The organism is Mycobacterium asiaticum, assembly GCF_001673365.1.
Taxonomy (GTDB): domain Bacteria; phylum Actinomycetota; class Actinomycetes; order Mycobacteriales; family Mycobacteriaceae; genus Mycobacterium; species Mycobacterium asiaticum_A.
Genome location: NZ_LZLS01000114.1, coordinates 1 through 22,030, shown reverse-complemented (window position 1 = coordinate 22,030; position 22,030 = coordinate 1). Strand labels below are relative to the sequence as shown.

The following is a 22,030-nucleotide window of genomic DNA, read 5'->3' as shown; positions in this document are numbered from 1 at the left end:
ACCGGCGCCTCGGTGGCGGTCTACGGTTCCGGTTAGGGACAGGTAATGAGTTTCGCGGTGCTCCCCCCCGAGATCAATTCGGCGCGGCTGCTCTTCGGTGCGGGGCTGGAACCGATACTGCAGGCGGCGACGGCCTGGGAGGGACTGGCGGCCGAACTGGGCATGGCCGCGTCCTCGTTCTCTTCGCTGACCTCTGGACTGGTGGGTTCGTCGTGGCAGGGCGCCTCGGCAGTGGCCATGGCAAGCGCCGCGGCTCCCTATCTGGGCTGGTTGAGCACCGCGGCCACCCAAGCCGAACAGGCGGGGGCGCAGGCCCGGGTCGCCGCCGCGGCGTTCGAAGCAGCCGTGTCCTCGACCGTCCACCCGCTGATCATCTCGGCCAACCGCAATCAGTTCGTGTCACTGGTGCTCTCCAACCTGCTGGGTCAGAATGCGCCCGCGATCGCCGCCGCCGAAGCCGTCTACGAACAGATGTGGGCCCAGGACGTGGTCGCGATGTTCAACTACTACACCGGCGCCGCGGCGGCAGCCGCGGGGTTGAACCCGTTCCCCGGGGGGCTGCAGGAACTGCTCGGCATCTATCCGCCGGCCTCGCTTCCCACCCTCGACGCAGTCGCGGCCGCCGGCAGCCGGCTGTTCACCAACGTCGGCCTGGCCAACGTCGGCGTGGGCAACACCGGTATGGGCAACATCGGCGACCTGAACTTCGGCTCTGCGAACAAGGGCAACAACAACTTCGGTAGCGGCAACATCGGCAGCAACAACATCGGCTTCGGGAACGTGGGCCCGGGACTCACGGCCGCGCTGAACAACTTCGGCTTCGGCAATACCGGCAACAACAACATCGGCTTCGGCAACACCGGCAACAACAACATCGGCTTCGGCAACACCGGCGACGGCAACCAGGGCATCGGCCTGGCCGGCAACGGGCTGTCCGGCTTCGGCGGACTCAATTCCGGAACCGGCAACATCGGTCTGTTCAATTCCGGGACCAACAACATCGGCATCGGCAACTCGGGCACCGGAAACTTCGGCATCGGCAACTCGGGCAACAGCTACAACACCGGCATCGGGAACTCCGGCGACGCCAACACCGGCTTCTTCAACAGCGGCATCGCCAACACCGGTTGGGGCAACAGCGGTAACTACAACACCGGCCTCTTCAACCCCGGCAACAGCAACACCGGCGGCTTCAACCAGGGCCTCTACAACACCGGCTTCTTCAACACCGGTAACTACAACACCGGTATCGCCAACCCCGGCAACGTCAACACTGGCGCCTTCAACACCGGCGACTACAACAACGGGTTCCTGTGGCGTGGCGACAACCAAGGCCAGTTCCTCACCGGCGGGCCCGGGTTCTTCAACTCGACCACCGTCCCGTCATCCGGTTTCTTCAACAGCGGCCAAGGCAGTTCCTCGGGTATCTACAACTCCGGGATCAACAACTCCGGGTTCTTCAACACCTCCCTGGATGTCGTCGGCGCATCGGGTATCGCCAACACCGGCGCGTTCATGTCCGGTTACATCAACACCGGCAACACCGTGTCCGGTTTGTACAACACTGCGTTGGTACCCATTACGACGCCGGCATTCATCTCCGGGTTTTTCAACAACGGCAACAACATATCCGGATTCTTCGGCGGCCCCTCAACGGGCAGTAACACCGGCCTGGCGAACATCGGCCGCAATAACGTCGGTATCGGAAACGTCGGCAACGGAAACTGGGGTATCGGTAACTTCGGCGACGGGAACTATGGACTCGCCAACCTCGGCAACGGCAATTACGGCTTCAGCAATATCGGCAATGTGAACTTCGGTTTCGGAAATCTCGGTGACCAAAATATCGGTAATGCGAATATCGGCCTGCTGAATATCGGCGCCGGCAACTCGGGGCTAAGTAACTTCGGGTTCGGCAACCTCGGCAATTACAATATCGGCTACAGCAATGCCGGCAACTCTAATCAGGGTTTTGCAAACTCCGGTAACAACAACGTCGGCTTCGGCAACACCGGCAACAACAGCTTCGGCATCGGCCTCACCGGCGACGGACAGTTCGGGATCGGTGGCCTGAACTCGGGTATCGGCAACGTCGGCCTGTTCAACTCCGGCACCAACAACGTCGGGTTCTTCAACTCGGGCACCGGAAACTTCGGCATCGGAAACGCCGGTAGCGGCAACACCGGCTTCAACAATGCCGGCATCGGCAACTGGGGCTTCGAGAACCCGGGCACGGCAAACACCGGTTTATCCAACGTCGGAACCTACAACACGGGAATCGGCAATGCCGGCAGTTACAACTCAGGATTCTTCAACCCCGGCAACTTCAACACCGGTTCGTTCAATGTCGGCAACACCAACAGCGGCGACTTCAACGTCGGCAACGTCAATACCGGCAGCTTCAACCCCGGCGATACCAACACCGGACTCCTGAACACCGGAAATGTCAACACCGGTGTCCTCAACAGCGGTAATTTCAACAACGGCTTCTCCGAAAGCCTTGATAACCAGGGCCAATTCTCCATTCATCTGGCCTACACCACTCCGTACATACCGATCGACCAGTCAATGGTCTTCCCGGTGAATATGGTGATGCCGCTTGGCGGCATGGTCATACCGGTAACCCAGGCCGGTTCGGTATTCCCGCAGACCTGGTACCTGCCGGTGCCGATACTCGCGCCGCAGGGACTCTTCTACTTCGGTCCGATCAATCTCGGTGCATCCTTTATCACCGCCCCGCTGGTAACGCTGAGCATCGGCGGACCCACGGTCACCATCCCGATCAGCATCACCGGCGCCCTCGAGAGCCGCACCATCACCTTCCTCGACATCCCGGCCGCGCCGGGTATCGGAAACACCAGCGCCAACCCTTCATCGGGTTTTTTTAACAGCGGCGCCGGCGGGTCATCGGGTTGGCAGAACATCGGCGGCGGCATGTCGGGCGTGTTGAATGCCGGTGTGAACGCGCTGGGAGTTTCCGGCGTTCAGAACTACGGTTCGATGCTCTCGGGCATGTCCAACCTGGGCAACACCATCTCCGGCTTCTACAACACCAGCATCGTGAGCGCGGCGACGCCGGCCCATATTTCGGGTCTGAGCAACCTCGGCGTGAACATGAGCGGAGTGTTCAACACCCCGAGCGGTCCGATGCCCAACTTGGGCTTCAACAACTTCGGCGAAAATAACTTCGGCAGCGGCAACGTCGGCGGCCTGAACATCGGTAGCGGCAACTGGGGCAGCTCGAACTTCGGCTCCGGCAACATCGGTGGCTTTAACTTCGGGTCCGGCAACATCGGCGACGGGAACTTCGGCTTCGGCAACGCCGGTCCGGGTTTGACCGACGGCAGCTACAACATCGGCTTCGGCAACCTTGGCAGCAGCAACTTCGGCTTCGGCAACAGCGGCAGCTTCAACATCGGCTTCGGAAACACCGGCAACAACAACTTCGGCATCGGTCTGACCGGCGACAATCTGCAGGGAATCGGCGACCTCAACTCCGGAATCGGCAACATCGGTTTCGGCAACTCCGGCACCTACAACGTCGGCATCGGCAACTCCGGCAACGGCAACTGGGGTATCGGCAACTCGGGCAACTACAACACCGGCATCGGCAACGCTGGCAACACCAATACCGGGCTGTACAACGCCGGCTTGGTCAACACCGGCATCGCCAATATCGGCAACTACAACACCGGCCTGTACAACTTCGGCAACACCAACACCGGCGTTGCCAACCGAGGTGACTTCAACACCGGTTGGTACAACAGCGGCAACTACAACACCGGCTTCAGCAACTCCGGAAACATCAATACCGGCGCGTTCTCCAGCGGCAACATGAGCAATGGCACGTTCTGGCGCGGCGACCTGCAGGGGCTGTGGAGCGCCGGCTATGCAATCCACGTCCCAGAGATCCCCGCGCACGTCACGATCGAGGCTCCGATCAACATCCCGATCACGGCCGGCTTCACCAACACCGTGTTCAGCGGCATCCAGATGACCGATGTCAACTTCGGTCTGGGCATCAGCCTCGGTCCGATACCGCTTGCCACCGGCAAGATCAACGCCCTGGCCATTCCGCCGATCACGATCACCGGCCCCTCGGTCAATTTCAATATCGGCAAACTGGACGGCACGACGAAGATCTTCATCCCGGCCACCGCCACCATCGGGCCGGTGGACTGGACTCTGGCCCACTACCCAGCCAACACCGGTTTCTTCAACAACACCCCGAACGCATCGGGCTTCTTCAACACCAGCCTGGGCGGCACCCTGTCGGGCATCTCCAACATCGGTTCCAACATCTCGGGATTGCAGAACTTCGGCCTCAACGGAACGTCCGGCTTCAAGAACTACGGTTCGCTGCTCTCGGGCATGTCCAACCTGGGCGACACCATGTCGGGATTCCTGAACACCGGAATCGCGGTGCCCGCCAACGTCTCTGGCCTCGCCAACATGGGCAGCAACCTCGCCGGCGCCTTCTTCAACCAGGTGCCGCCGCCGGGCACGTCGACGTTCAACGTCGGTCTGGGCAACGTCGGCGTGAACAACATCGGGTTCGGCAACGTCGGCGAAAACAACATCGGGTTCGGCAACGTCGGCAACAACAACATCGGCTTCGGCAACAACGGCCTGAACAACTTCGGCTTCGGCAACTTCGGCGACACCAACATCGGCCTCGGCAACCTGGGCAACCAGAACAACGGCTGGGGCAACCTGGGCAGCTTCAACGTCGGCTTCGGCAACTTCGGCGACTTCAACCAGGGCTGGGGCAACACCGGCAACAACAACAACGGCCTGGCGAACACCGGCGACAACAACGTCGGCATCGGGCACACCGGCAACGGCCAGCAGGGCTTCGGCGGCTGGAACTCGGGCACCGGAAATAACGGCCTGTTCAACTCCGGCACCAACAACAGCGGCTTCTTCAACTCCGGTAGCGACAACATCGGCATCGGCAACTCCGGCACCGGCAACTGGGGTATCGGCAACACCGGCCAGATCAACACCGGCTTCTTCAACGCCGGCAACTTCAACACCGGCTTGTTCAACCCCGGCAACGTCAACACCGGCATGGGCAACAGCGGCATCGCAAACTCCGGCAGCTTCAACGCCGGCAACTTCAACACCTTCGGCTTCAACACCGGCGACTACAACACCGGCTTCGCCAACACCGGCAACTACAACACCGGCTTCGCCAACGGCGGCGACGTCAACACCGGCGCCTTTAACCTCGGCAGCTACAACAACGGGATGTTCTGGCGCGGCGACTACCAGGGCCTGTTCGGCGTCAGCTACACCAGCATCATCCCGGACACCGCGATCCCGGTGAAGTTCCAGGTTCCGGTCCACGTCGACATCCCGATCACCGGCACCCTCGGCATCCTCACGGTGCGCGGGTTCACCATCCCCTCGGTCACCGTCGACGCGACGTTCTTCCAGTTCGTCACCGCACGACTGATCACCGTCAACTCGTTCAACATCCCGAACATCGTCCTCGGCCTGCCCGCGATCACCGTCAACATCGGCAAGTCCCCAGACCCGATCATCCTCGTCGAGGGCAACGGCAGCCTGCTGCCCATCAAGGTTCCGCTGGTCAACATTCCGGTACGGCCGGGCTTCATGAACTTCACCACGTCTCCGTCATCGGGCTTCTTCAACACCGGCGACGGCATCGCGTCGGGCTTCGGCAACCTCGGGGGCAACGTCTCGGGATTCTTCAACGCGACCGCCGGCATGTCCGGGATCTCGGGTTTCAAGAACTTCGGCGACATCCTGTCCGGCGTATCGAACTTCGGCAACACGATTTCGGGCGCCTTCAACACCAGCACGTTGAACCTCGCGACCCCGGCCAACATTTCCGGCTTCGAAAACATCGGCGACAACATCGCCGGCTTCCTCAACAACAACCCGCTCAGCAACGTCGGGTCGGCGAACCTGGGCTTCGGCAACGTCGGCGGCGGCAACGTCGGCAACAACAACTTCGGCTTCGGCAACGTCGGTGACAACAACTTCGGGCTCGGCAACATCGGCAACAACAACTACTTCGACGGAAACCTGGGCAACAACAACATCGGCTGGGGCAACCTCGGCGACTTCAACATCGGCCTGGGCAACCTGGGCATCAACAACCAGGGCTTCGGCAACAACGGTGTCGGCAACATCGGCTTCGGCAACACCGGCAACAACAACATCGGCTTCGGGCTCACCGGCGACGGCCAGTACGGTTTCGGTGCCCTGAACTCCGGCAGTGGCAACGTCGGGTTGTTCAACTCGGGCACCAACAACATCGGTTTCTTCAACTCCGGCACCGGCAACTACGGCATCGGCAACTCGGGCACCGGCAACACCGGCATCGCCAACGCCGGCGTCGGCAACTATGGCATGTGGAACCCGGGCACGCTCAACACCGGCATCGCCAACGCCGGCACCTACAACACCGGCCTGTTCAACACCGGCACCACCAACACCGGCATGTCGAACCCGGGCGACTACAACACCGGCAACTTCAACACCGGCGACTTCAACACCGGCGACTTCAACACCGGCAACTACAACACCGGCAGCTTCAACTCCGGCGACTTCAACACCGGCTTCGGCAACACCGGCAACGTCAACACCGGCTTCCTCAACGGCGGCAACTACAGCAACGGCATGCTGTGGCGCGGCGACTACCAGGGACTGTGGGGCACGCACCAGGAGATCAACATCCCGGAGTTCCCCGTCCTGAACATGGACATCGCCATCCCGATCCACCTGCCGATCAACGTCGATTTGGGGACGCTGCTGGTCAACGGCTTCACCTTCCCGCGGCTCACCATCAACGCGATCGCCATCACCAACTTCAACATCGGGCCCATCCAGATCCCGAGCCTCACCGGCACCCTGCCCAAGATCAACATCGACATCGGCAAACCGGATGGTTCAACCGTCGTACCCATCCAGATCCGCAGCAACCTGGGACCCATCCGCGTTGTGCTGCTCGACATCCCGGCCGCGCCCGGGTTCGGCAACACCACCACTACCCCGTCGTCAGGTTTCTTCAACAGCGGCACCGGCACCATGTCCGGCTGGGGCAACATGGGCGCGACCGTGTCCGGCTTCTTCAACGGCACCAGCACCTCGGTTTCGGGTTGGCAGAACTTCGGCACCCTGTCGTCGGGCTTTGCCAACCTGGGCAACACGGTTTCCGGTCTGTACAACACCAGCGCGGCCACCTTCGCCACCCCGGCGCACATCTCCGGGTTGAACAACTTCGGCGCCGACCTGGCCGGACTGTTCAGCAGCCCGACCGACACCATTGCGAACCTGGGCCTCGGCGACATCGGCAAGCTGAACCTGGGCTTCGGCAACATCGGTGACTTCAACCTGGGCAGCGGCAACCTGGGCAGCCAGAACTTCGGCTTCGGCAACGTCGGCAGCAGCAACTTCGGCTTCGGCAACATCGGCAGCGGCAACTTCGGCTTCGGCAACGCCGGCCCCGGCTTCACCGAGGCGCTGAACAACATTGGCTTCGGCAACACCGGCAACCACAACTTCGGCATCGGCAACACCGGCGACGGCAACTTCGGCTTCGGCAACACCGGCAACAACAACATCGGCATCGGCCTCACCGGAGACAACCAAATCGGGCTCGGCCCACTGAACTTCGGCGCGGACAACATGGGCCTGTTCAACGCTGGCAACGGCAACTGGGGCCTGGCCAATGCCGGCAACCTCAACCAGGGATTTGCCAACACCGGCAACAACAACATCGGCTTCTTCAACACCGGCGACAACAACGTCGGCATCGGGCTCACCGGCGACGGCCGAAGCGGGTTCGGCTCGTTGGCCTCGGGCGCCGGCAACACCGGATTCTTCAACTCCGGCACCGGCAACACCGGCATGTTCAACTCCGGCTCGGGCAACACCGGTTTCTTCAACTCCGGCAACGGCAACCTCGGCATCGGCAACATGGGCACCGGCGGCCTGGGCATCGGGTTGTCGGGCAACAACCAGATCGGTATCGGTGGCACCAACTCCGGCAACTTCAACATCGGCCTGTTCAACTCCGGCACCGGCAACGTCGGTTTCGGCAACTCGGGCGACGGCAACTGGGGCATCGGCAACACCGGCAACAACAACACCGGTATCGGCAACTCCGGCACTTCCAACACCGGCCTGTTCAACAGCGGCATGTTCAACTCCGGCATCGCCAACCCGGGCAACTACAACACCGGCATGTTCAACATCGGCAGCTTCAACACCGGCTCGAGCAACACCGGCGACTACAACACGGGGAGCTACAACACCGGCAACTACAACACCGGCGTAGCCAACGCCGGCGATTTCGGCACCGGCGGCTTCATGACCGGCACCGGCAACAACGGCTTCTTCTGGCGCGACGACATGCAGGGCCTGATGGCGGCCAACTACACCATCAAGGTCGAGCGTGTTCCCGCGTTCCTCACCGTCGACGTGCCGATCCACATCCCGATCACCGGCACCATCACCAGCGTCAGCGTTCCGGCCTTCACCATCCCCCGGTTCGACGCCCGAGGAACGCTCGACCTGGCCATCCTGTCTGGCACGGTCATCGCCCCGTTCGGCCCGATCACCATCCACGGCGGCAACGCGAGCGCGCCTTCGAACACCCCGATCACGATCAACTTCGGCCCAGCGCCCAACATCGACATCCACATCGGCAGCCCCGACCCGCTGAACCCGACCATCATCCACCTCCTGGGTCTGGCCGGCGGCGGACCTGCCTTCATCCCGCTGCTGGACCTCAAGCCGACCCCGGGCTTCTTCAACTCCACGGCCGGTTTCTCGTCGGGCTTCATGAACTCGGGTGCCAACAGTGCATCCGGTTTCCTGAACTTCGGCAACAACTCCGGCTTCTTCAACGTCGCCACCGACATCATCGGCAACTCGGGCTTCCAGAACTACGGAGCTCTGCAATCCGGCTTCTCCAACCTCGGCAACACCATCTCCGGGTGGCTCAACACCGGCGGCGGCGTACCGGCCAACGTCTCGGGCCTGCAGAACATCGGCGTTGACCTGGCCGGCATCTTCCGCGAAGGCCTCAACCAGAACAACCTCGGCCTGGGTCTGGCCAACAGCGGCTTCCTCAACTTCGGCAACGCGAACCTGGGCGGCTACAACCTGGGCAGCGCCAACATCGGCAGCTTCAACCTGGGCGGTGCCAACATCGGCAGCTTCAACGTCGGTTGGGCCAACATCGGTGACTACAACTTCGGTCCGGCCAACATCGGCGGCGGAAACATCGGTTTCGGCAACTCCGGTCCGGCGCTCACAGCGGCTTTGAACAACTTCGGGATCGGCAACACCGGCAGCTTCAACATCGGCTTCGGCAACACCGGCAACAACAACATCGGCTTCGGCAACACCGGCGACGGCAACATCGGCATCGGCCTTACCGGCAACGCCCAGACCGGATTCGGCAAGTTCAACTCCGGCACCGGAAACTTCGGCCTGTTCAACTCCGGCAACAACAACGTCGGGTTCTTCAACTCCGGGGACGGCAACTGGGGCATCGGAAACTCCGGCCGATTCAACACCGGCATCGGCAACGCCGGCGAGGTCAACTCGGGCTTCTTCAACACCGGCCTGGTCAACACCGGCTTCGGCAACTCCGGCAACTTCAACACCGGCTTCGGCAACTCCGGCAATGTCAACACCGGCAACTTCAACCCGGGCAACTACAACACCGGTGGCTTCAACCCGGGCAACTACAACACCGGTTGGATCAACTCGGGCGACTCCAACACCGGCATCGGGAACTACGGCGACTTCAACACCGGCGGGTTCAACGGCGGCAATTACAACAACGGCTTCTTCTGGCGCGGCGACTTCCAGGGCTTGGCCGCATTCCACTACGAGACCACGATCCCGCCGATCCCGTGGGACTACAGCCTCGCCGGCGACATCGAAATTCCGATCACGGGAACCATCAACGCCGTCACCCAGGACATGTTCACGATCTCCCAGTTCCAGATCCCGATCAGCCTGGAGGTCACGATCTGCATCATCTACATCCCGTTCGTGGGCTGTGTGCTGAGCGGCACCTTGCCGGCGATCCCGATCACCACCGAAACTCTCGGCCCGTTCACGATCGAACCGGCCGTGCTGAACCCGGTGACCCCGATCGTGTTCAACCTTTCCAACCCGATCGACATGGTCGGCAACGGAACGCTGGGGCCGTTCACCTTCGGCGTCGACTGGCAGGCGACCCCGGGATTCTTCAACACGGGCCCCAACTTCTCGTCGGGCTTCTTCAACGCGGGCTCCGGCGGCGCGTCGGGATTCTTCAACGCGGCCGACGGCGCCGTGTCGGGATTCGGGAACGCCGCCCGCCAGATGTCGGGTTGGCTCAACGCCGGCGGCCTAGATGTGTCGGGTCTGCAGAACGTCGGCAGCCTGGAATCGGGCTGGGCAAACCTGGGCAACTTCATGTCGGGCTTCTACAACACCAGCATCCTGAACATGATGACCCAGGCGTTCGTCTCCGGGTTCGGCAACGTCGGCAGCGAACTGTCCGGCTTCTTGAACGACAACACGCCGTAGCGGTGGTGTCCTAGACCTACCGATTTCTGCGCGGTTGCCACACAACCAGAGCGGTGCTCTTGGGCACCACCGCCACCTCACGGCGCTGATTGGCGCGCAATACCGCCAGTTCTTCGGCCATCTCCTTCAGCCGCGACTGCAGCGCGTCCACCTGATTGGTCAACTCGATGATGCGCTTGATGCCGGCGAGGTTGACGCCTTCGTCCTGCGAGAGACGCTGCACCTCGCGCAGCAGGTCCACATCGTGCTCGGAGTAACGGCGCCCGCCGCCTGCCGTGCGCTGCGGGCTGACCAGGCCGAGCCGGTCGTAGGTGCGCAGGGTCTGCGCATGCATGCCGGCCAGCTCGGCGGCCACCGAGATCAAAAACGTTCGGGAGTTCTCACTCTTCTTGCGACTCATAGCCATCAGCGATTACCTGCCCATCCGGCCCTGGGGTCGAACCCACTGGACCGCTCGGCCGCCGCATAGGCTTCGAGTGCCTCTTGGGCGGCGCCCTCAAGGTTCGGCGGCACTGCCACCTTGACGGTGACCAGTAAGTCGCCGCTACCACCGCTGCGTTTGGGCACCCCGCGTCCGCGCACCCGCAGGATGCGGCCGTCCGTGGTGCCTTTCGGCACCCGCACGCCGACCTTGCCGTCCAGCGTGGGCACCGAAAGCGTTGAGCCCAAAGCTAATTCGGTGAAACTGACCGGCACGGTCACGGTCAGGTCGTCGCCGTCACGGCCGAAGACCTTGTCCGGTCGCACGTGCACGGTCACGTAAAGGTCCCCGGACGGGGCGCCGCGCAAGCCGGCCTCTCCCTGCCCGGCCAACCTGATTCGCTGCCCGTCCTCGACGCCCGGTGGGATCCGGACGTTGATGGTGCGGGTGCGGGTGGTGACGCCGGTGCCTTTGCACTCCTCGCAGGGGTGCTCGATGATCGAGCCGCTGCCCCGGCATTCGGTGCAGGGCTCGGAGAAACCGAACGCGCCCTGGTTTCGGTTGATCACGCCCGCGCCGTTGCAGTTCGGGCACACCTTCGGGCTGGTGCCCGGCCGTGCACCGCTGCCGTGGCAGTTGGTGCACGGTGCCGGGCTGGTCAGCCGCAGCGGCATGGCGACCCCATTGGCGGCCTCGACGAAATCCAGTTCCGTCTCGGTCTCGAGGTCGTTGCCGCGGCGCGGCCGGCTGGGACGGGTGCTGCCACCGCGTCCGAACAAGCCGCCGAACAGGTCGCCGATGTTGGCGCCGCCGGACCGGCCGGCGGCGTCGAACAGGTCGTTCAGGTTGAACTCGGCGCCGTCACCGCCGCCGCCGAAGCCACCGAACCCGCCCGTGTCGAACCGCCGGCCACCGAAGCCGCCGCCGGCGAACAGCCGGCGGGTTTCGTCATACTCTTTGCGTTTGGCCTCGTCGGACAGCACGCTGTACGCCTCGGAGACCGCCTTGAACCGTTCGGCTCCGGAGGGGTTTTTGTCCGGGTGCAGATCGGACGCCAGCTTGCGGTAGGCGGTCTTGATCTCTTTGGCGTCGGCATCAGAGGAAACGCCCAACTCCTTGTAGAAGTCCTTTTCGACCCATTCACGCTGAGCCATACCGCGTCACCTCCTTACCTTTCTCGTTGATTCTGGGCCTTAATCACCGGAGCCGTCGGCGTTATCGCTCGTGTCGCCCGCACCGGTTTCGGTGACAATGGTCGCGTCGATGGTCGTGTCAACCACACCGACCATCGCGTGCCGCAGCACCTGCTCACCCAACTGGTAGCCCTGTCGCATGACGGTGCCGATGACCGGTTTGGAGTCCGGTCCACCGTCACCCTCGTGCTGCACAGCCTCGTGCAGCGCCGGGTCGAAGTCCTCGCCCTCGGCGCCGAAGGCCTTCAGCCCCAGTCCGGTGAGCGCATTGGTCAGCTTGTCCGCGACCGACCTCAGCGGCCCGGACTCCAGGTCGCCATGCTTGCGCGCCCGGTCCAGGTCGTCGAGTACGCCTAGCAGTTGGCCGACGACGTCGGCTTTGGCCCGGTCGGCGGCGGCCTGCTGATCGCGCAGCGCCCGCTTGCGGTAGTTGGCGAAGTCGGCCTGGACCCGCTGCAAGTCGCGCACCAGTTCGGCGGCCTTGTCAGCCTCCTCCGGCGATTCGCCGGCGAACGCTCCCGGCGCCGACCCCTGGGGGGCCGGGCCGGGAGACGCGTGCCGTACTTCTCCGGTCTCGGGATCGATTCGCCGCTTGTCGGTGACCGTCACCTGCTCTGGCTGACGGTCTTCTGGGTTCTGATTTCCGTTCGTCACTTGGACTCCCGGTCGTCGTCAACCACCTCCGCGTCCACGACGTCGTCGGCCGAGCCGGACTGATCAAAGTCGCCCGGCGCACCGCCGGGGGCGCCACCCTCAGCTTGCGCGGCCTCGTAGATCGCCTGCCCGAGAGCTTGGGATTCCTGACCGAGCTTCTCCATGGCCGCCTTGATCGCGCCGATGTCGTCGCCGCCCAAGGTCGTCTTGGCCTCGTTGACCGCGGCCTCGACCTTGTTCAACGTGTCCTCGGGAACCTTTGAGCCACCTTCGGCCTCACGTTGCTCTTTGACGAATTTCTCCGTCTGGTAGACCAGCGTCTCGGCCTGGTTGCGAACGTCGGCCTCTTCGCGACGCTTGCGGTCCTCATCGGCGTGCGCCTCGGCATCCTTGATCATCCGGTCGATGTCTTCCTTGGAGATGCCGGAGCCCTCCTGGATGCGGATCGTGTTCTCCTTGCCGGTGCCCTTGTCCTTGGCCGTGACGTGCACGATGCCGTTGGCGTCGATGTCGAAGGTGACCTCGATCTGCGGGACACCGCGCGGAGCCGGGGCGATGCCGGTCAGCTCGAAGCTACCGAGCAGCTTGTTGGCCGAGGCGATCTCGCGCTCACCCTGAAAGACCTGGATCTGCACCGACGGCTGGTTGTCGTCGGCCGTGGTGAAGGTCTCCGAGCGCTTGGTCGGGATGGTGGTGTTGCGCTCGATGAGCTTGGTCATCACGCCGCCCTTGGTCTCGATACCTAGGCTCAGCGGCGTAACGTCAAGCAGCAGAACGTCTTTCACCTCGCCCTTGAGGACGCCCGCCTGCAGGGCGGCGCCCACCGCTACAACCTCATCGGGGTTGACGCCCTTGTTGGGCTCCTTGCCACCGGTCATTTCCTTGACCAGATCGGTGACCGCGGGCATCCGGGTCGAGCCGCCGACGAGCACCACGTGGTCGATGTCGCTGACCGAGATGCCGGCGTCGGCGATGACCGACTGGAATGGCTTGCGGGTGCGGTCCAGCAGGTCTTGGGTGATGCGCTGGAACTCGGCCCGGGTCAGCTGCTCGTCGAGGAACAACGGGTTCTTGTCGGCGTCGACGGTGATGTAGGGCAGGTTGATCGAGGTGCTGCCCGACGAGGACAACTCGATCTTGGCCTTCTCGGCCGCTTCCCGCAGCCGCTGCATCGCCATCTTGTCCTTGGTCAGGTCGATGCCGCTGGTGCCTTTGAACTTGTCGACCAGCCACTGCACAACGCGCTCGTCCCAGTCGTCGCCACCGAGGTGGTTGTCACCGCTGGTGGCACGCACCTCGACCACGCCCTCGCCGATCTCGAGCAACGAGACGTCGAACGTGCCGCCGCCGAGGTCGAAGACCAGGATGGTCTGTTCCTTCTCGCCCTTGTCCAAGCCGTAGGCCAAAGCTGCCGCGGTCGGCTCGTTGACGATCCGCAGCACGTTGAGGCCGGCGATCTGGCCGGCGTCCTTGGTGGCCTGACGCTGGGCGTCGTTGAAGTAGGCGGGCACGGTGATGACCGCGTCGGTGATGTCCTCACCGAGGTAGGCCTCGGCGTCCCGCTTCAACTTCTGCAGGACCCGGGCGCTGATTTCCGGAGCGGTGTATTTCTTTCCGTCGATGTCCACCGACCAGTCCGTGCCCATGTGGCGCTTGACGGATCGGATAGTGCGATCGACGTTGGTCACCGCCTGGTTCTTGGCGGGCTGGCCAACCAGCACTTCGCCATTGCGCGCGAACGCAACGACGGATGGAGTCGTCCTGGAGCCCTCGGAGTTAGCGACGACGACGGGGTCGCCACCCTCCAGAACTGCGACGACGGAGTTGGTGGTCCCGAGGTCGATGCCGACCGCACGAGCCATAGTGATTCCTCCTGAGTGTGTAGAGCTTCTGTTACTGCAGTATGCTGAGTGACCCCCGCTCAAGACTGCTCCGGCCGACCAATTCCTGTCAACCCAGACTTGAGCGTTCATCACTCAACTTGCTGAACATGCTAACGGCACCTGCACGCTGTTTGTTCCCGGGGGTGCACATGGCGTCGCGAGGGGGCAGGTCCTCGGCGTCTATGCGCCTTCTATGAAGAGAAAAATCTGAAATTTATTTCGTGATCCGGACGTTAGACTTGCCAGAATCTAAACGGGGAAGCGAGTCGCGAAGTCCATGCAATTGATCGGTTCTGAACGCAAGCGGGGTATGTCCTCGCAGAGCCGCATGCTCGGGTACAGCTCGCTCCTCGCGCTGAACGCGGGGTGGGTGAACGCGGTCGCCATCCTGATCATGGCCGTGCCGGTGGGCAATCTCACCGGCATCACGACCCAGATCGGAATGGACCAAGCCCATCCGTGGCGATATGAAAGCCACGTCCTCGTGGCGATCTTGCTGGGGTTTTTAATCGGAGCCACCATCGCCGGCGCACTGCTCGCGTCCAAGCGGGTCCCGATCGGTTCTCGGCACGCATCCGTCCTGGCGATCCAGGCAACGCTGCTGCTACTGGCCGCCGCCGGTATCGAAGAATCCGATATCAAGTCCATGATTCTGGGATCGGGTATCGAAGAGACCGCCGTGCAGGCCCTGTTGGCCGCCGCGGCCCTGGGCTTGCAGAACGGACTGACCTCGAGCTTCCGCGGCATGCCAGTGCGCACCACGCACTTCACCGGGACCGTCACCGACCTCGGACTCATGCTCGGCCGCAGCCGCCAAGAGGGCATCGACAAGTGGAAAGCAGCGATCCTCAGCGCGACGCTGCTGCTGTTCCTCACCGGTGCCGTGGCCGGGCTGATGGCCGGAGCCCGAATCGGCGGGCACGCCCTGATCGTTCCGGCCACAATCTGCCTGGTGCTGGCCGCCGTCGGCATGGCGCGCAGCCGCAAACGGCGCAGCCAGGGTGAGGTTGCGGCGGCGGTGGAGGTCCCCGCCGCGGCATAACGCGGGGAGCCATAACAGAGCAATTGCTCTGTTATGCTCACGGCCGTGCCTCGTCCGCGGATCTACGACATCGACATCGTGCTCGACGCGGTGGAGTCGCTGGCCGTTGCCTCCGGTCCTGCCGCGGTGACCACCAGAGCGATCAGCGCGACCGTCGGCGTGTCCAATGGCGCCCTGTACCACAACTTCGGCTCCCGGGCGGGCCTGCTCGCGCACGCCTGGCTCCGAGCAGGCCGCCGATTCCTCGACGCACAGACGGCTTCGGTTGACCAAGCCCTGTCCAGTGGCGATGGCGTAGCGGCGGTGGCGGCTGCCGCCGACGCGCCGGCAGCCTATGCCGAGCAATACCCGGACTCCTGCCGACTGCTCCTCACGATGCCCCGAGACGAACTGCTCGCCACCGATCTGCCAGACGAAATCGTCTCGCAGATAAGGGATCTTGATGCGATGCTGATCGGGTTAATGATCCGGTTGGCACGCAGTGTCTGGGACCGCAAAGACGCCGCGGCGGTGGATACGATCACCATGTGCATCGTCGATCTGCCGACAGCGATACTGCTGCGGCGCGACCGACTAAGCAGCCAGACGGCACGCGAGCAACTCCGCGCCGCGGTACATGCCGTTCTCGAATTCGAGCCCCGTCAACCCGAAAGGACCACCGTATGACCATCAGCGTGACCTACGACGAGAAGATCGCCGTCCTGGACCTCGGAGACGACGAAAACCGGTTCTCCCCAGACTTTCTCGACGACATCAACACCCACCTCGACGACATCGAAGCCAGCGGTGCGCACGGCTTGGTGACCACCGCGGCAGGCAAGTTCTACAGCAACGGCTTGGATCTGGATTGGCTTGGCGCACACGGCGATCAGATGCAGTCCTACGTCGGACGGATCCACGAACTGCTGGCCCGCGTGCTCACCCTGCCGATGCCCACCGCTGCCGCGATCGTGGGCCACGCGTTCGGCGGTGGCGCCATGCTGGCCGTCGCGCACGACTTCCGGGTGATGCGCGCCGACCGCGGCTTCTTCTGTTTTCCCGAGGCAGACATCAACATTCCATTCACCCCCGGCATGGCCGCGCTCATCCAAGCCAAGCTCACCCCGCAGGCCGCGGTCGCGTCGATGACCACCGGACGTCGCTTCGGCGGCACCGACGCCGTCGGGTTCGGAATAGTCGATGCCACCGCCGGTGAGGGCGAAGTGACCGCCGCCGCAACCGAACTGCTTCGCCCGCTGGGGAGCAAGGACCGCGGCACGCTGGGCGCCATCAAACAGACCATGTTCGGTTCCGCCGTCGCCGCGCTCACCGGGAGCGTCGACGGCTGACGTTGGCCGTGACGAGCTGGGTGTTGTACGGCGCCCCGATCGGCACCCCGTCCGATCCTGCCAGGGTATTCCATTGGCTGGCAAAGATATTCATGTATTCCAGGGTCGATCCGGGCAGGATGTACCCGCCGTAGTTCTGCGGCACGAAGTTCGGAGCTTTCGGGTCGCTCTGCTGCATGACAACGGTCACGGTGGCATCGCTGAAGATGGTCGTGGGATCGTCGGCGACCCGTATCTCCACCGCGCCGTCCGGGCCGCCACGGACGTTGAACCCCGCCAGCACGGCCGCGCCGTCGACCTCCCGGAAGCTGAGTTCACCAAAGTTGGTGTCGCTGAGCACCGTCGCTTCTTGTCCCGGCTTGCCCCAGCCAGCGTCGCCGTCCGGCGATCGCACATACGGTCGCCACGCGGAACGGTCGGCGACCGTGCCGGGTTCGGCCCGGTACAAGGTGACACCGCGGCAGCGGTCGAAGGAGTCCGCGACGATGTAGACGTGGCCGTCCGCGCCCTGGTATCCGCTGAGCTGCGACTGGCCCCCGTTGGCGTAGTCGCCCGGCCGCCACGACCCCCTGACCGGCTGCCAACCTCTGGCCGGGTCGTCGGTGACCTCGACCAGCCACGAACCGCCCTCGGGACGCAGGTGGTTGGTGCCCACCACCAACATGTAGGTCCGATCGTCGAGCGCGATGCTCCCGGCGGGCAGCGTGTTCGTACCCCGGGCCTGACGCGGCGCAACGAATAACGGGTTCGGGCTGCCGCGAGGCCCGGTCAGCGGTGCGCCGAATTGCGGACGGCCCAGGGGGTCGAAGGTCACCGGCACGGCCACCGACGGGTAATGCGGGTCGCTGCCAACCTTGTCCCCGCCGAACGCATCTCCGAACACGGCCACGTACGACCCGTTAGGTAGCGCAACCACTTCGCCCAGGTCCACCGCGCCGATTCCGGGTATGGCGTCGGTCGCGCCGGTCCCTGCCACCGGACCGAGCTGCCGAACTTCATTGCGGCGCAACGCAGGCCGCGCAACCGGGACATTTTCTGCGATCAACGACAACAGCGCCCGCATGGCCGCGGTGGGCGTGCGGGTCGCCGACGTCGCGACATAGAGCCGCCAGGTGAGTTGGTGATCGGCGACGGGAACGGTCACCAGGCCCGCGTCGTCGACGTCGTCGAGGATGGACCAACTCAGAAAGCCGATGCCCAGGCCGTTTCGGATGTAGGCCGCGGCGGTGCCCAAGTCGGCGACCTCCATGGCGACGGTTCGTTCGACGCCGGCGGCGGAGAACGCCTTGTCGATGACGATCCTGGTGCCGTACCCCGGCGGCGCGTCGACGAATGACATTCCGGCCAGTTCGGCCAGTTCCACCTCGCCCCGGCCGGCCAGCGGATGATCGACTGGCACCACCAGTTGCAGCGGGACAGCGGCGACGAGCTGCGCATCCAGGTCGGCCGGCACCGGGCCGGTGAAGACCAGGAACGCGATCTCCAGGTCGCCGTCGCGTAGCTGGCGGGCCAACCCGGTGGTCCCGGCTCGGGCGGCCCGCAGCTGGATCCGCACTTGCGGGTGACGGGTGTGCAGCTCGGCCAACAATGCGGGTAGGTCGATGACCTTGATCGAGGTCAAGATGCCGATCGTGACGGTGCCCCGAACAGTGCCGCGGGTGGCATTGACGGCATCCTTGGCCGCGCGAGCGGCGTCGATCGTCGCCAGCGCGTGCGGCCGCAAGTCCTGCCCAGCCAGGGTCAGCCGGACCCCGGCGGGGCCGCGGACGAACAGTTCGGCGCCGAGCTCACGTTCCAGCGCCCGGATGGTCGCCGATACTCCCGACTGGACGACATGCAGCCGTTTGGCGGCCCGAGTGAAGCTGAGGTTGTCAGCGACGGCAAGGAAATACTCCAGCTGACGAAGCTCCACGCAGCCATTATCAGTAATGGTGCTGGGGGCTATCAAGAACTTTCGCTGGCCGTGATGGCGGCGTGCGGCGTACTTTCGGCCCGGTGAGCGCTCGAGCACTGGAAACCTGATGCGCTGCATTGCGCTCGAAGAGCATTACGCCACAACACAATTCCTCAACGGCGCCGGTGTGTGGTTGAAGTCGCGACCAGGCATTGCCGACGCGTTGGCTGAGCTCGGAGACGCGCGCATCGACGCGATGGACGAGGCCGGGATTGACGTGGCCGTGTTGTCCCTGGCCGCACCCGGGGCCGAGCAGCTCGACGGGCCCGCGTCGGTACGGCTTGCCCGCGACTGCAACGACACGCTCGCCACGGCGGTCCAGAAATACCCGGACCGGTTGTCCGGCTTCGCCGCGCTGCCGACCAGCGAACCTGAAGCTGCCGCCGCGGAACTCGAACGGGCGGTACGGTCCGACGGCTTTGTGGGCGCCAATATCAACGGCCACTGCCGGGGCGTCTACCTCGACGATCCGCATTTCGAGCCCATCCTCGCGGTGGCCGAGGCGCTGCGGGTCCCGATCTACCTGCATCCCACGATGCCGCCGCCGGCCGTCGTCGAATCCTGTTATGCCGGATTCTCCGAGCAGGTGACGTTCGCACTGGCGACGGTCGGATGGGGCTGGCACATCGATACCGGCACGCATGTGTTGCGTCTGATCCTCGGTGGCGTGTTCGACCGCCACCCGGATCTGCAGGTGATCATCGGCCACATGGGCGAGGCGCTTCCATTCATGGTGTCGCGTTTCGATGACACCCTCACACCGGAACTCACCGGCCTGCGTCGCCCCGTCAGCGCCTACCTGCGCGAAAACCTGCACTACACGTTCGCCAACTTCAACGACGAAGCGACCTACGCCAACCTGGTGGCGCAGGTGGGCGTCGAACGCGTCGCGTTCTCCACCGATTACCCATTCGGCTCGATGCGGGCGGCGCGGGAGTTTCTCGACAATCTGCCACTGACCTGGCAGCAGCGGGCCGACATCAGTTACCGCAACGCAGAGCGACTGCTCAGGAGATGAACTGTCATCGAGGCCGCCGTGAGTTAGCCTGGCAGCGGTCTCGCGGCGTCCCGCGCAAGCTTCGGCGATAAGGAACTCGATGGAACCGCCCGCACGCGCGCTCGACCGCGAAGACGAGGGTTATCACAAGGCCCTCAAGAATCGGCAACTGCAGATGATCGCCCTCGGCGGCGCGATCGGGACCGGGCTGTTCCTCGGTGCCGGCGGACGGCTCGCCTCGGCTGGGCCGGGGTTGTTCATCGTCTACGGAATCTGTGGCGTCTTCGTTTTCCTGATTCTGCGCGCGCTCGGCGAGCTGGTGTTGCACCGCCCGTCGTCGGGGTCGTTCGTGTCCTATGCGCGCGAATTCTTCGGTGAGAAAGTGGCTTTCGCTGCAGGCTGGATGTACTTTCTGAACTGGGCCATGACCGGCATCGTCGACACCACCGCCATCGCGCACTACTGCCACTACTGGCAGGCATTCCATGTTGTGCCGCAGTGGCTGCTCGCGCTGATCGCACTGCTGGTGGTGCTGTCGATGAACCTGATCTCGGTCAAGCTGTTCGGCGAGCTGGAATTCTGGGCGGCGCTGGTCAAGGTGCTGGCGTTGGTGACCTTCCTGATCGTCGGGACCGTGTTCCTGGCCGGACGGTTCAAGGTCGAAGGTCAAGAAACTGGATGGTCGCTGTGGAGCAACCACGGCGGATTGCTGCCAACCGGTTTGCTGTCTTTGGTGCTGGTCACCTCCGGAGTTGTGTTCGCTTATGCCGCAATCGAATTGGTCGGCATCGCGGCCGGCGAGACCGCGGATCCGGAGCGGATCATGCCGCGGGCGATCAACTCGGTGGTGTTTCGCATCGCGGTCTTCTACATCGGGTCGACGGTGTTGCTTGCGTTGCTGCTGCCCTACACCGCCTACCAGGACCACGTCAGTCCGTTCGTGACGTTCTTTTCCAAGGTCGGCTTTGCCGGCGGCGGCAGCCTGATGAACCTGGTGGTGCTCACCGCGGCGCTGTCGAGCCTGAATGCCGGGCTGTATTCCACCGGACGCATCCTGCGCTCGATGGCGATCAACGGCAGCGGACCGAAGTTCACCGCGCCGATGTCGAAGAACGGCGTGCCATTCGGCGGGATCCTGCTCACCGCCGGCATCGGGTTGTTCGGCATCGTCCTCAACGCCATCACCCCCAGCCAGGCGTTCGAGATCGTCCTGCACATCGCCGCGACGGGGGTCATCGTGGCGTGGGCGACGATCGTCGCGTGCCAACTGCGGTTCCATCAGCTGACCAAGACCGGACAGCTGGAACGCCCGGCCTTCCGGATGCCGTTGGCGCCCTACACCGGGTGGGTCACGCTGGTGTTCCTGGCCGGCGTGCTGGTGCTGATGATGTTCGACGAGGTCTACGGTCGCTGGATGCTGGCCGCGATGGCGATTGGCATCCCGGCCCTGATCGGTGGCTGGTTTTTGGTTCGTAACCGGGTGCGTCTGGCTGCAGCCCAGGTGGCGGAAGCCGACGAAGCCGCGCCGGCCGAATAACACTTTGTCATCGGCGTCATTCCAAAAGCGCGTCACCGCAGTAACTTGCGGGTCCCCTGGCTACTCTGACTTCCTGATATCGCAGATTCGGGGAGTAGCACGTGCGGTTTTTGCCGAAGGCACGATGGGCCCTGCTGGCCGGAGCCGTGCTCGTTGCTGGGTGCAGCACTTATGTGGATGGCAAACCTATCGCCGCCCCGGGCGCCGGACCCCCCGAGCCGTCGTTCCCGTCAGTGCGGCCCACGGCTGCCCCGCCGTCGCCGTCGGCACCCACCGAGGCGCCGCCGCCGTCGACGCTTAATCCCACGCCCGGCGCGATCCCGCTCAAACCCGACGACAACGGCTACGTCTTCATCGAAACCAAGTCCGGGCTGACACGCTGCCAGATCAACAAGAACAGCGTGGGCTGCGAGGCACCGTTTACCAATTCGCCGATTCAGGACGGCGAGCACACCAAC

11 protein-coding genes and 1 pseudogene are annotated in these 22,030 nt (G+C 63.9%); 7 read left to right on the top strand and 5 right to left on the bottom strand.

Annotation, left to right across the window (positions count from 1 at the left end):
- Positions 1-45: 45 nt before the first annotated feature.
- Positions 46-10,563: a PPE family protein gene (locus A5634_RS13165; RefSeq protein ID WP_065144490.1), complete on the top strand. Its 10,518-nt coding sequence runs from the start codon at positions 46-48 to the stop codon at positions 10,561-10,563.
- A gap of 16 nt (positions 10,564-10,579) precedes the next feature.
- Here the strand turns inward: A5634_RS13165 and A5634_RS13160 are convergent, their stop codons facing one another.
- Genes A5634_RS13160 through dnaK form a run of 4 tightly spaced genes read right to left on the bottom strand, consistent with a single transcriptional unit; the run spans position 10,580 to position 14,693 of the window.
- The gene (locus A5634_RS13160) at positions 10,580-10,969 is read right to left on the bottom strand and encodes a heat shock protein transcriptional repressor HspR (protein WP_065144489.1); all 390 of its coding nucleotides are present in this window, start codon (positions 10,967-10,969) and stop codon (positions 10,580-10,582) included.
- On the bottom strand, positions 10,969-12,138 hold the full coding sequence (gene dnaJ, locus A5634_RS13155) for a molecular chaperone DnaJ (RefSeq protein ID WP_065144488.1): 1,170 nt from the start codon (positions 12,136-12,138) through the stop codon (positions 10,969-10,971). Before dnaJ ends, A5634_RS13160 begins: the two co-directional genes overlap by 1 nt.
- A 39-nt stretch (positions 12,139-12,177) precedes the next feature.
- Positions 12,178-12,831 carry a nucleotide exchange factor GrpE gene (gene grpE / locus A5634_RS13150; protein ID WP_065144487.1) on the bottom strand — a complete coding sequence of 218 codons (654 nt, stop codon included), beginning with the start codon at positions 12,829-12,831 and terminating at the stop codon, positions 12,178-12,180.
- Positions 12,828-14,693: a molecular chaperone DnaK gene (gene dnaK, locus A5634_RS13145; RefSeq protein WP_065144486.1), complete on the bottom strand. Its 1,866-nt coding sequence runs from the start codon at positions 14,691-14,693 to the stop codon at positions 12,828-12,830. Before dnaK ends, grpE begins: the two co-directional genes overlap by 4 nt.
- A 331-nt stretch (positions 14,694-15,024) precedes the next feature.
- On the opposite strand from dnaK, the gene A5634_RS13140 reads away from it, so the two are divergent.
- The 3 genes from A5634_RS13140 to A5634_RS13130 are packed head-to-tail and all read left to right on the top strand — an operon-like array spanning position 15,025 to position 17,084.
- The gene (locus tag A5634_RS13140) at positions 15,025-15,756 is read left to right on the top strand and encodes a YoaK family protein (protein ID WP_253861588.1); all 732 of its coding nucleotides are present in this window, start codon (positions 15,025-15,027) and stop codon (positions 15,754-15,756) included.
- A gap of 45 nt (positions 15,757-15,801) precedes the next feature.
- A complete protein-coding gene (locus A5634_RS13135; protein ID WP_065144494.1) occupies positions 15,802-16,422 on the top strand; it encodes a TetR/AcrR family transcriptional regulator in 621 nt (206 codons plus the stop codon).
- Positions 16,419-17,084, top strand: coding sequence for an enoyl-CoA hydratase-related protein (locus tag A5634_RS13130; protein ID WP_065144485.1), 666 nt, complete (start codon positions 16,419-16,421; stop codon positions 17,082-17,084). Before A5634_RS13135 ends, A5634_RS13130 begins: the two co-directional genes overlap by 4 nt.
- Here A5634_RS13130 and A5634_RS29420 read toward each other — a convergent pair.
- Positions 17,062-18,996, bottom strand: coding sequence for a LysR substrate-binding domain-containing protein (locus A5634_RS29420; RefSeq protein WP_172831692.1), 1,935 nt, complete (start codon positions 18,994-18,996; stop codon positions 17,062-17,064). The two genes, A5634_RS13130 and A5634_RS29420, sit on opposite strands and share 23 nt — an antisense overlap.
- Positions 18,997-19,105: 109 nt before the next feature.
- Between A5634_RS29420 and A5634_RS13120 the strand changes: the two genes are divergently transcribed.
- The 3 genes and pseudogenes from A5634_RS13120 to A5634_RS13110 form a co-directional block, all read left to right on the top strand.
- Positions 19,106-20,056: an amidohydrolase family protein gene (locus tag A5634_RS13120; protein WP_065144484.1), complete on the top strand. Its 951-nt coding sequence runs from the start codon at positions 19,106-19,108 to the stop codon at positions 20,054-20,056.
- A gap of 79 nt (positions 20,057-20,135) precedes the next feature.
- A complete protein-coding gene (locus A5634_RS13115; protein WP_065144483.1) occupies positions 20,136-21,572 on the top strand; it encodes an amino acid permease in 1,437 nt (478 codons plus the stop codon).
- A gap of 101 nt (positions 21,573-21,673) precedes the next feature.
- A pseudogene (locus A5634_RS13110) lies at positions 21,674-22,030 on the top strand (hypothetical protein); the annotation flags it as partial.

Bases quoted from the DNA above. Each gene is read 5' to 3' on its own strand.
- A5634_RS13165 (WP_065144490.1), top strand. From the start codon at position 46: ATGAGTTTCGCGGTGCTCCCCCCCGAGATCAATTCGGCGCGGCTGCTC.
- A5634_RS13160 (WP_065144489.1), bottom strand. From the start codon at position 10,969: ATGGCTATGAGTCGCAAGAAGAGTGAGAACTCCCGAACGTTTTTGATC.
- dnaJ (WP_065144488.1), bottom strand. From the start codon at position 12,138: ATGGCTCAGCGTGAATGGGTCGAAAAGGACTTCTACAAGGAGTTGGGC.
- dnaK (WP_065144486.1), bottom strand. From the start codon at position 14,693: ATGGCTCGTGCGGTCGGCATCGACCTCGGGACCACCAACTCCGTCGTC.
- A5634_RS13140 (WP_253861588.1), top strand. From the start codon at position 15,025: ATGTCCTCGCAGAGCCGCATGCTCGGGTACAGCTCGCTCCTCGCGCTG.
- A5634_RS13130 (WP_065144485.1), top strand. From the start codon at position 16,419: ATGACCATCAGCGTGACCTACGACGAGAAGATCGCCGTCCTGGACCTC.
- A5634_RS13120 (WP_065144484.1), top strand. From the start codon at position 19,106: ATGCGCTGCATTGCGCTCGAAGAGCATTACGCCACAACACAATTCCTC.
- A5634_RS13115 (WP_065144483.1), top strand. From the start codon at position 20,136: ATGGAACCGCCCGCACGCGCGCTCGACCGCGAAGACGAGGGTTATCAC.